Source organism: Nocardia aobensis NBRC 100429 (assembly GCF_000308375.1).
GTDB classification, from domain to species: domain Bacteria; phylum Actinomycetota; class Actinomycetes; order Mycobacteriales; family Mycobacteriaceae; genus Nocardia; species Nocardia aobensis.
On the sequence record NZ_BAFQ01000148.1, the window covers coordinates 24,766 to 34,770 of the forward strand.

9 protein-coding genes and 1 pseudogene are annotated in these 10,005 nt (G+C 68.2%); 7 read left to right on the forward strand and 3 right to left on the reverse strand.

Annotated features, from left to right (window positions below):
• The first annotated feature begins 22 nt into the window (after positions 1-22).
• From narJ to RJ03_RS19325, 7 genes are all read left to right on the forward strand, one after another.
• Positions 23-772 (forward strand): nitrate reductase molybdenum cofactor assembly chaperone, encoded by a 750-nt coding sequence (gene narJ, locus RJ03_RS19295; protein ID WP_083871114.1) that lies wholly within the window; start codon positions 23-25, stop codon positions 770-772.
• Positions 769-1,506, forward strand: a complete 738-nt coding sequence (narI, locus tag RJ03_RS19300) for a respiratory nitrate reductase subunit gamma (RefSeq protein ID WP_036504399.1) — start codon at positions 769-771, stop codon at positions 1,504-1,506. The genes narJ and narI overlap by 4 nt, the downstream gene beginning before the upstream one ends.
• Before the next feature lie 57 nt (positions 1,507-1,563).
• Positions 1,564-2,523, forward strand: a complete 960-nt coding sequence (locus tag RJ03_RS19305; RefSeq protein WP_036504401.1) for an LLM class flavin-dependent oxidoreductase — start codon at positions 1,564-1,566, stop codon at positions 2,521-2,523.
• Between the two features lie 86 nt (positions 2,524-2,609).
• A complete protein-coding gene (locus RJ03_RS19310) occupies positions 2,610-3,716 on the forward strand; it encodes an NADH:flavin oxidoreductase (protein WP_083871117.1) in 1,107 nt (368 codons plus the stop codon).
• 147 nt (positions 3,717-3,863) lie between these two features.
• Positions 3,864-4,379, forward strand: coding sequence for an anthrone oxygenase family protein (locus RJ03_RS19315; protein WP_051024876.1), 516 nt, complete (start codon positions 3,864-3,866; stop codon positions 4,377-4,379).
• Positions 4,380-4,516: 137 nt separating this feature from the next.
• Positions 4,517-4,933, forward strand: coding sequence for a YciI family protein (locus RJ03_RS19320; RefSeq protein ID WP_036504404.1), 417 nt, complete (start codon positions 4,517-4,519; stop codon positions 4,931-4,933).
• A 13-nt stretch (positions 4,934-4,946) separates the two neighbouring features.
• Positions 4,947-6,236, forward strand: a complete 1,290-nt coding sequence (locus RJ03_RS19325) for an RNA polymerase sigma factor (protein WP_036504406.1) — start codon at positions 4,947-4,949, stop codon at positions 6,234-6,236.
• Positions 6,237-6,362: 126 nt separating this feature from the next.
• On the opposite strand, the gene RJ03_RS19330 is transcribed toward RJ03_RS19325, so the two are convergent.
• The 3 genes and pseudogenes from RJ03_RS19330 to RJ03_RS19340 all read right to left on the reverse strand — a co-directional run.
• A complete protein-coding gene (locus RJ03_RS19330) occupies positions 6,363-8,102 on the reverse strand; it encodes an N-acyl-D-amino-acid deacylase family protein (protein ID WP_036504408.1) in 1,740 nt (579 codons plus the stop codon).
• 39 nt (positions 8,103-8,141) lie between these two features.
• On the reverse strand, positions 8,142-9,794 hold the full coding sequence (gene casG, locus RJ03_RS19335) for a steroid-24-oyl-CoA synthetase (RefSeq protein WP_036504411.1): 1,653 nt from the start codon (positions 9,792-9,794) through the stop codon (positions 8,142-8,144).
• Positions 9,795-9,810: 16 nt separating this feature from the next.
• Positions 9,811-10,005 (reverse strand): annotated as a pseudogene (locus RJ03_RS19340) (NAD(P)-dependent alcohol dehydrogenase); the annotation flags it as partial.

Consider the following 10,005-nt stretch of genomic DNA (forward strand, 5'->3'; position numbering starts at 1 on the left):
CCGCACGAGGAGAGGTGCGGTCATGGGACTGCTGACGTTGCGGAGGCGCCCCGCGCCGCTCGTCCCGATGTCCGAGCGGGATCGCCGGCTGACCTGGCGGATCTCAGCGCTCCTCCTCGATTACCCCGGCCCGGACACGCTGGCGATGCTCGCCGATTTGTCCGAGGCGGTGACCGCGCTCCCGGAGCCGGTGCGCGCCGATCTCGATCGGCTGCTCACCCACCTGACCGGTACCGAACCGCTGTCCCTGGCGCGCGACTACGTCGACACCTTCGACCTGCGCCGGCGCGCCAGTCTGCATCTGACCTATTACGCCTACGGCGACACCCGCAAGCGCGGTATGGCGCTGCTGCGGTTCAAGCACGCCTATCGGCACGCCGGGGCGGAGTTGTCGGATCGCGAACTGCCCGACCATCTTCCGGTGCTGCTGGAGTTCGCCGCGACCGTCGACCCGATCGGCGGTGAACGCCTGCTCGGCGAACACGTACCGGTGCTGGAGATGTTGCGGCTCTCGCTCACCGACAGCGAATCGCCGTATGCCGGCGCCCTCGCCGCCGTCCTCGCCACCCTGCCCCCACCCACCACGGCAGATCGCCGCCGGATCGCGGAACTGGCCGCGCAGGGACCGCCGGACGAGGATGTCGGGCTGGAACCGTATTCGATGAACGGCGAGTCGACGCATCCCGCCATGAACCCCGACCTGTATTCGCCGCCCACCGCCGGAACCTCCGCCACCGCAGGGCTTTTCGCCGGATCCGGAGATCGACGATGACATCCACCGTCTGGGCCACCCTGCCCTACATCGCCTTCACCTCGTTCGTGCTGGGCCATCTCTGGCGCTACCGCAACGACCAATTCGGCTGGACCACACGGTCTTCGCAGATCTACGAATCCCGGCTGCTGCGCCTGGGCAGCCCGCTGTTCCACTTCGGTATGCTCGGTGTGATCGGTGGACATGTGCTGGGCGTGTTGATTCCGGAGTCCTGGACCGACGCGGTCGGCATCTCCGAACACCTCTATCACCTGGTCGCCGTCTCCGCGGGTACGGTGGCGGGCGTCGCGGTGATCGCCGGTATCGCGATCCTCGCCTATCGCCGCGTGCGTGTCCCGGCCGTGCGCAAGGCGACCACCACCAACGACACGTTCATGTACGTGCTGCTCGCGGCCGCGCTGATCACCGGGTTGCTCAATACCGTCGGCAGCAATCTGCTGTGGGGCACCTACAACTATCGCGAAACCGTATCTCCTTGGTTCCGAAGCCTTTTCACGGCCCATCCGCAGCCGGACCTGATGGTCGGCACGCCCTGGACCTTTCAGGCGCACGGGCTCATCGTGCTGACGCTCATCGCCGTCTGGCCCTACACGCGGCTGGTCCACATGTTCAGCGCCCCGGTCGGCTACCTGGTGCGCCCGTACGTGGTGTACCGCAGCAAACCTGTCGATGTGGCGAACAAGAAGAAGTACGCGCGGGCCTGGCAGAGCCCGGTACTGCCACCGTCACGCTGAAGCGGCCGTTCCGCAGCCCTTGACCTGGAGCGCACTCCACGGACTAGCTTCGCCGGTATGAGCGATTCCCTCGGGCCCGCACCGAGTTTCGGCATCAAGACGACACCCGCGCACGTCGGCTACGCGGACATCCTGCGGGTGTGGCTGGAGGCCGACGACATACCCGAGATCGAGCATGCCTGGTTGTACGACCATCTGCTGCCGCGGGCGGCGGTCGGACTGCCCGGGCACGACGGTGTCGATTCGGCGGGGAGCCGGTCGGCGGGGCCGGTCCTCGAGGGCTGGACGCTGCTGGCGGCGCTGGCGGCGCGGACGCGACGACTCCGGCTCGGAGTGCTGGTGTCCAACAACCGGATTCGGCATCCGGCACTGCTGGCGAAGATGGCCGCCACCGTCGACGTGATCTCGGGTGGTCGACTGGATTTCGGGATCGGCGTCGGCGGGTTCCCGCGCAACGATCCCCGCTTCGCGACGATGGTGGCGCCCGAGTACGCGGCGTACGGCATTCCGGTCGGCACCTGGCGCGATGCGGTGAGCAGTTTGGGTGAGGCCTGCGTCCTGATCCGGCGGATGTGGACCGAGGAGGTGTTCGACTTCCCGGGCGAATACTTCCCTCTCACCGGCGCCCAATGCGATCCGAAACCCGTCCAGCGGCCCCACCCGCCGATTCTGCTCGCCGGTGCGGGCGCGTCGACGCTGCCGATCGTGGCCGCCCACGCCGATCTCTGGAATGTGATCGGACCCCCGCTGACCGGCGTCGACACCCTCCGCGAACACAGCCGGGCACTGGACGACCACTGCGCGGCGATCGGCCGCGATCCCGCACACATCACCCGTTCGGCGCAACTGCCCATCTCCTACGACGCCCCCGGCCGCATACGCGAGACGCTGCTCGAGCTGATCGACGCCGGTTTCACCCACCTGGTCCTCAACCCGCCCGCCCCGTATCCGGACGGAGTCGCCCACTGGATCGCCGACGAAATCATCCGCCCGACCCTGGACGCCGCCCCGCACTGAGCGGTTCTCCTCCGGAATTCCCGTCACGCCGCCGTTGTTGCCCAGATCCGAGAGCCTAGTTGTCGAATCGGAAGGGAATGTGCCGCATGTCACAGGGTTTGGTCGATGGGCCGGGGATTCGCCTGGACGAATTGTTCGCCGAATTTCACGCGGGATCGTTGCGGTTGCGGAACCGGTTCGCGATGGCTCCGATGACGCGGGCGAAATCGCCCGACGGTGTTCCGAATGCGGAGAATATCGACTACTACCGCGAACACGCGGCCGGAGGAGTCGGTCTCATCATCACCGAGGGGACCTACGTCCGGGGACCGGCGGCCGGGCCGATCCGGAAGGTGCCGCGGTTCTACGGCGACGAGAGTGCGGCCGGGTGGCGTGCGGTGGTCGAGGCCGTGCACGCCGAAGGAGCGGCCATCGTGCCGCAGCTGTGGCATACCGGCGTCGATCGCGGGAACGAACCCCGCTTCGAGCCGGAGACGCCGACCGTGAGCCCCTCCGGAGTGGACTTCACCGGAGCGCCGGTGGGACGTGCGCTGACGACCGGCGACCTGGACACGCTCGTCGACTCGTATGTGGAGTCCGCGCTCCTGGCCCGGGAGCTGGGATTCGACGGCATCGAACTGCACGGCGCGCACGGTTATCTGCTCGATCAATTCTTCTGGGCCGCAACCAATCACCGTGACGACGACTACGGCGGCTCCCTCCGGCGGCGCGCCGCATTCCCGGCTCGGGTGGTCGCTGCCGTGCGCGCGGCCGTCGGCCCGGATTTCCCGATCATCTACCGCTTCTCGCAGTGGAAGGGCGTCGACTACAGCGCCCGCATCGCCGAGAGCCCGGCGGAACTCGAAGAGTTGCTGACCCCGCTCGTGGAAGCGGGTGTCGACATCTTCCACACCTCGCTGCGTCGGCACTGGCTACCCGAATTCACCGATGCCGCCGACGATCTCAGCCTGGCCGGCTGGACCAAGAAGATCACGGGGCTGCCGGTGATCACCGTCGGTTCGGTCGGCGTGGACAGTGTCTTCCGCGGCGACACCATCGACGAAACGCAGGCGCAGCGCTTCACCCTGCTGCGCGAGCAGTTCGAACGCGGCGAATTCGATGTCGTCGCGCTGGGCCGGGCACTGCTCGCCGACCCGGAATGGGTGAACAAGATGCGGGCCGGGCGACTCGCCGACATCACTCCTTTCCGCTGACCTCGGCCGCTCCGGATCAGTCGTCCGGTGTGCGCATCCGTCTCGCGCACTTCGGGTCCGCCGGAAACCGGACCTCGTGGACGCTCGCGTATGGGAGCGAGCGTCCGGACCATGGGAACGCTCACCGCTTCCCGGTGTACTGAGTGCATGACAGCGACCACCGCCACCGCCACCTCGACCACCTCCGGCTTCGCGACCGGCTCCCTGATCGGCGCGACCGTCACCACCGGCCTGCTGGCCGGTGTCTTCTACGCCTACGCCAGCTCGGTGATGCTCGCCCTGCGCCAACTCGACGACCGCACCTTCGTGGACGTGATGAACCGGATCAACACCGTCATCGTCAACCCGGTCTTCATGCTCAGTTTCCTCGGTTCGGTCGCCTTCACCGGCCTGGCCGCCGTGCTGTACTGGCGCACCGACCAGCGCGCCGTGCTGTGGTGGGTCCTGCTCGCCCTGGCCCTCAACGTGATCAGTTTCCTCATCACCTCGGGCGGCAACGTCCCGCTGAACAACCAGCTGGCCGACACCTCCTCCGGCGATTTCGCCACCCTCCGCCACCAGTTCGAAGGCCCCTGGATCACCCTCAACATCCTGCGAGCCCTCGCCAACACCGGCGCCCTCGGCGTCCTCGCCTGGGCCCTGCGCACCACGAACAAGGGGTAGGGGGCCAACGAGCTGCGATAATGCGGGGCGGAAAAAACTTTCGGAAAATTTCGTGGCCGTGTCGATCCATAGTGGTTGTCGTTCGACCTAGGGGTGAGAGGGTCCGGAGGGGATCCGCGAGACGAAGGAGACACACCATGAAGTACATGCTGATCATGCGCGCCACGGACGAGGCCTACGCGAGCATGGGCGAGGTCGATTTCGGCACCATGCTGGAGACGATGGGCAAGTTCAACGACGAGTTGATCCGGGCGGGCGTGCTGCTCGCGGCGGAGGGGCTCGACCCCGCCGAGAGTGTGGTGGTCGATTACGACGGGGAAACCCCGGTCGTCACCGACGGTCCGTACGGCGAGACGAAGGAACTGTTCGGCGGGTTCTACCTGCTCAACGTGGCCTCGAAGGAGGAGGCGGTCGAGTGGGCGAAGCGGATGCCGGTCATCGTCAAGGGGTGCAAGACCGAGATCCGGCGGGTGCCCACGATCGACGAATTTCCGCAGGACAACGTCTGGATTCAGAAGGAGCGGGCGTGGCGCGAGGCCACCGGGCAACTCTGAACGGAACATCCGGATGACGGCCGATCCCACCGGACGCGAGGCGGTCGCCGCGGTGTGGCGGATCGAATCCGCGCGCATCGTCGGCGCGCTCGCCCGCTACACCGGCGATTTCGCCCTCGCAGAAGATCTGGCGCAGGAAGCACTGGCCGAAGCGCTGGTCACCTGGCCGCGGGAGGGGACACCGCACAATCCGGCCGGTTGGTTGCTCACGGTGGGGCGGCGGCGCGCGATCGACACCTTCCGCCGCCGGTCCGCCCTCGACGATCGCTACGCCGCCCTCGCCCGCGACCTGGGTGAGGGCGGCGCGCTGACCGGCGGGCCCGGTGCGGATCCGATGCGTTCGGGAGCGGAACCGCTGTGGGATCCCGATCGCATCGACGACGACGTGCTGGCGCTGATCTTCACGGCATGTCATCCGGTGCTGTCCCGGGAGGCGCGGGTGGCACTGACACTGCGTGTGGTCGGCGGTCTCACCAGCGACGAGATCGCCAGAGCATTTCTCGTTCCGGCCGCGACGGTTCAGGCCCGGATCACTCGGGCGAAGAAAACCCTTGCCGCGGAACATATTCCGTTCGAGGTGCCGGAGCCGGGTGAGCGTGCTGCCCGGCTGAGTTCGGTGCTCAGCGTGATCTACCTGATCTTCACCGAAGGTTCGTCGGCGAGTTCGGGCACTGAACTGATCCGCCTCGATCTGGCCGGGGAAGCACAGCGACTGGCTCGGGTGCTGTCCCATCTCGTGCCGGACGAACCGGAGGTGTACGGACTGCTGGCACTGCTCGAGCTGACCGCGGCCCGCTTCCCGGCGCGGACGGGCCCCGACGGCGAGCCGGTGCTGCTGGAGCATCAGGACCGGCGGCGCTGGGACCGTGCGGCGATCCGGCGCGGCCGCGCCGCCCTGACCCGCGCCGGACAGGTCGGCCGCGGGCTGGGCTATTACGGCGTGCAGGCGGCGATCGCCGAATGCCACGCCGTCGCCGGCTCGGTCACCGACACCGACTGGGAGCGCGTGGTGAGCCTCTACGAAGCGCTGGGCCGCCTCGCCCCGTCACCGGTGGTCGAGCTGAACCGGGCGGTCGCGGTCGCCATGGCGCAGGGTCCGGACGCCGGACTCGCGATCGTGGACGGTCTGCGCGCCGAGGGCGCACTGCCGAATTCCCATCTGCTGCCGACGGTCCGGGGCGAACTGCTCACCCGCCTCGGCCGCACGAGCGAGGCCCGCGAGGAGTGGGAGCTGGCGGCGCGCCGGTGCGGCAACGACCGCGAGCGAGCCGTCCTGCACCGCAAGCTCGACCAGCTCGGCTGAGCACCGGCCCACCACTCGCATCCGGGCGGAGATTCGACACGTCCGGCGCCGGCCTCACCGGCGCAAAGCCCACCGGCGATACCGGTATCACTGAAGCGAAACCGGGCGGTCCGTCGGCCGACCGGATCAGACGGCGGCGAGAAAGCGCCCGGTGCGCTGCGACCCCAGCACCGGCGCGGCCACACCGTTGCCGAAAACATAACGGCCACCGACGAATACGGCGTTCACCGTGTCGTCGTTGCGATTCACCATGCGCGACAGATTGCCGAAATACGGCATCGTCTGTTCGGTGTAGCGCTCGAGTCCCGCGTCCAGCCGGGCCGGGTCGATCACCACCGCGTCGGCGCGGTCTCCGACCCGCAGATGTCCCGCGTCGAGCCTGTACCAGTCGGCCAATTCCCCGGTGAGCCGGTGCACCGCGTGTTCCACCGACATGAACGGGCGCCCCGCCAGTTCGGCATCGCGCACCCGGCGCAGCAGCCGCAGCCCGAAGTTGTAGAAGGCCATATTGCGCAGGTGCGCACCGGCGTCGGAGAAACCCAGCTGCATGCCGGGATCGGCGGCGAAGCGATCCAGCACGCGCGGCCGGTGGTTGGAGATCGTGGTGCGCCAGCGCACCTTGGGCCCGTACTCCACCACCAGATCGAGGAACGCGTCGACCGGATGCACTCCCCCACGTTCCACGCCGACCTGACCGAATGTCTTGCCGACGACCGAGCTGTCCGGACATTCCACGATCTCGGCGTCGAAGAAGTCGCGATGCCACACCCGCGGGCCGAACTTGCGGTCGTAATCCTTGCGGAACTGACGGCGATAGCTTTCGCTCTGCAACATCCGGTGGCGCTCGTCCAGCTGATTCGACAGATGCAATGCCGCTGCGCCGGAACCGAATTCCTCGAACACCACCAGGTCGATGCCGTCGGCGTACACCTCGAACGGCACCGGCAGATGCTGGAAACGGAAATCACCGCCGACTGCGTTGATCGCCCGCGCCAGGGCCGGAAACACATGCGCCACCAGGGGAATCGCCTTGATATCGGCCGCCGAGAGCAGACTCACCTTGAGCGGCGGCTGCCCGACGCCCAGGCTCGACAGCGCCATCGTCACCAAGCTCTGCGGTCGCGCCACATCCGGCCCGCCCTGCAGAGCGCGCCGCCGAGCCCGCAGGATCGCGTTGAGCTGATGCCGTTCGCGCATCGTGGCGTAGGTGGAGGGCAGGGTGCGGGAGCGGCAGGTCTCGCCGTCGAGTTTGTCGAACATCAGCTGCTGCGAGGACATACCGACGAAACCGGCGTCGAGGGCCTCGTCGAGATGCCGGCGCATGGCGGTCAGCTCGCCGGCGGTCGGCTTCACCTCGGCGCGGGTGGCGCGGTCCAGGCCCATCTCCGCGGCGCGGATATCCGAATGTCCCAGGAACGCCGCCACATTCGGCCCCAGCGGCGAGGCGTCCAGGGCCGCGGCGTATTCGTGGGCGTTGCGCCAGGTCTTCACATCACCGACGGCGTCGATCACATGTCCGCGCGGGATGGCCTCCACCCGGCCGAACAGGTCGCCGGCGGTTTCGGCGCCGACGTGCACGGTGGACAGCGAACAGGAGCCGAGCAGCACCGTCGTGACGCCGTGGCGCACCGATTCCGACAGCGAAGGATCCAGCAGGACCTCCACGTCGTAATGGGTGTGGATGTCGAGCATCCCGGGGATCACCCATTTGCCGGTGGCGTCGACGACGGTCTCGCAGCCGGACTCGTCCAGGGGTTCGGCCGAGACGGCGGCCACCCGCCCGTCGCGGATGCCGACGTCGCGCACCGCCGACGGCGCGCCCGTGCCGTCGAACCAGGTACCGCCCTTGATGATGCTGTCGTACATGACAGTCCCTCTTTCACCCACCCGCCCCGGCGGGGCGCGTCAGATCTCTATCTCGCGCCGCACGACCTTGCCGGTCGCGTTGCGCGGCAGCGGTTGTGCCGTGATCACCCAGCGAGCCGGCACCTTGAAGTAGGCGAGCCGCTCGGCGGTGAAGGCCCGCAGTTCGTCCTCGGTCACGCCGGCGGGATCGGCGACGACCACGACGGCCGCCACCTCCTGCCCCAGATCCGCATGCGGCACACCGAGTACCGCCGATTCCAGCACCGCGGGATGCTCGTCGAGCACGTTCTCGATCTCGGTCGGGTACACGTTCTCCCCGCCGCGCAGGATGAGATCCGACCGCCGTCCCGACAGGCGCAGCCGGCCCTCTTCGATCACACCGAAATCGCCGGTGTGCAACCACCTTTCGGCGTCGATGGCGGTCGCGGTGGCGGCCGGGTCGTTCCAGTAGCCGAGCATCACGTACGGGCTGCGCACACAGATCTCGCCCTCCTCGCCGTCGGGCAGCGTCGCGTTGTCCGGATCGCGGATCTCGATGCTCACTCCGATGATCGGCGTCCCGACGGTGTCGGGGTGGGCGGCCAGCACCGGCGGCGTGGCAACCGTTGCCGCGGTGCCGCTTTCGGTGAGGCCGTAGCTCGTGGTGAGCGCGACCTCGGCCATCGGCAGTTCCCGGCGCAGCCGTTGATGGAAGGCCGGCGAGGACGGGGCGGCGTTGAGCGAGAACGCCACCAGACTCGACAGGTCGAAACGGGACAGGTCGTGTTCGAGCATGCGGCTGACCATCGTCGGCACCGCACCCCAGTTGGTCACCCGTTCCCGCTCCATCAGCGACAACACCCGCTGCGGGTCGAAGCTGCCGGTGTTGATCACCACGGTCGCGCCCGTGGCCAGCCGCGGAATGATCAGATTGTGCAGGCTCGCGATATGAAACAGCGGTGAGGTCAACAGGAATCGGCGATCGCTGGGCCCCGGTCCGAGCTGTTGGCCACGGAAGGCGGCCGCCATGGCATCGGTGAATCGGTGATAGTCGCAGACCGCCAGCAGGTTTCGCTGGGTGTGCACCACACCCTTGGGCCGCCCGCTGGTGCCGCTGGTGTACAGGATGACCGCCGGATCGTCCTCCGCGATCGACACCTCCGGCGCCGGGCCGGGATGGTCGGCGATCAGCCGCGGCAGATCGGATTCCATGGTGAGCACCGGAATGTCGCTGCCCACCTCGGCCAGCAGGGCGGCGCGCTTGGTATCGGCGACGACCACCGTCGGACGGGTGTGCTCGAGACCGTAGGCGATCTCGCGCGGCGCCCACCACGCGTTGTAGCCGACCGGAATCGCGCCGAGCACCTGCGCCGCCCAGAACGTCGTCACCCATTCGGGCGTGTTCGCGGCGAGGATGCCCACCCGGTCGCGCTTGCCGACACCGTATCGCTCGGCGAGTGCGCGCGCGAGAGCCGTTGCCGCGGCGCCATGTTCGGCGAATGTGATCCGGCGGTCGGGGGTCACCAGATAGTCGTGGTCACCCCAGGCCGTGCCCGCGTGGAACAGTTCGGCCATACTGCGCCGCCGATTGCGCATCACCGGAATCGGCGCGCCCAGTACCTCTTCGACCACCATCTCGAACTGGCCACCGGGACCGGTGAGGTCGGCGGTGATCCGGGCGGCGATGGCCTGCGGGTCGGCAGCTCGCGTCATAACCTTCACTTTCTGCTTACGGGATGAGCACGGCGCGACCGCGGATCAGGCCCCGGTCGAGTCGTTCGAATGCGGCCGGGCCCTCGGCGAGGTCGAAACGTTCGACCGATACGCCGATGGCGCCGCGCTGCGCGAGCGCGACCGAGGCGTACAGGTCACTTCTCGTGCCGCCGTAGGACTTTCGGACGGTGGCGCCCCACGGCAGGCCTGG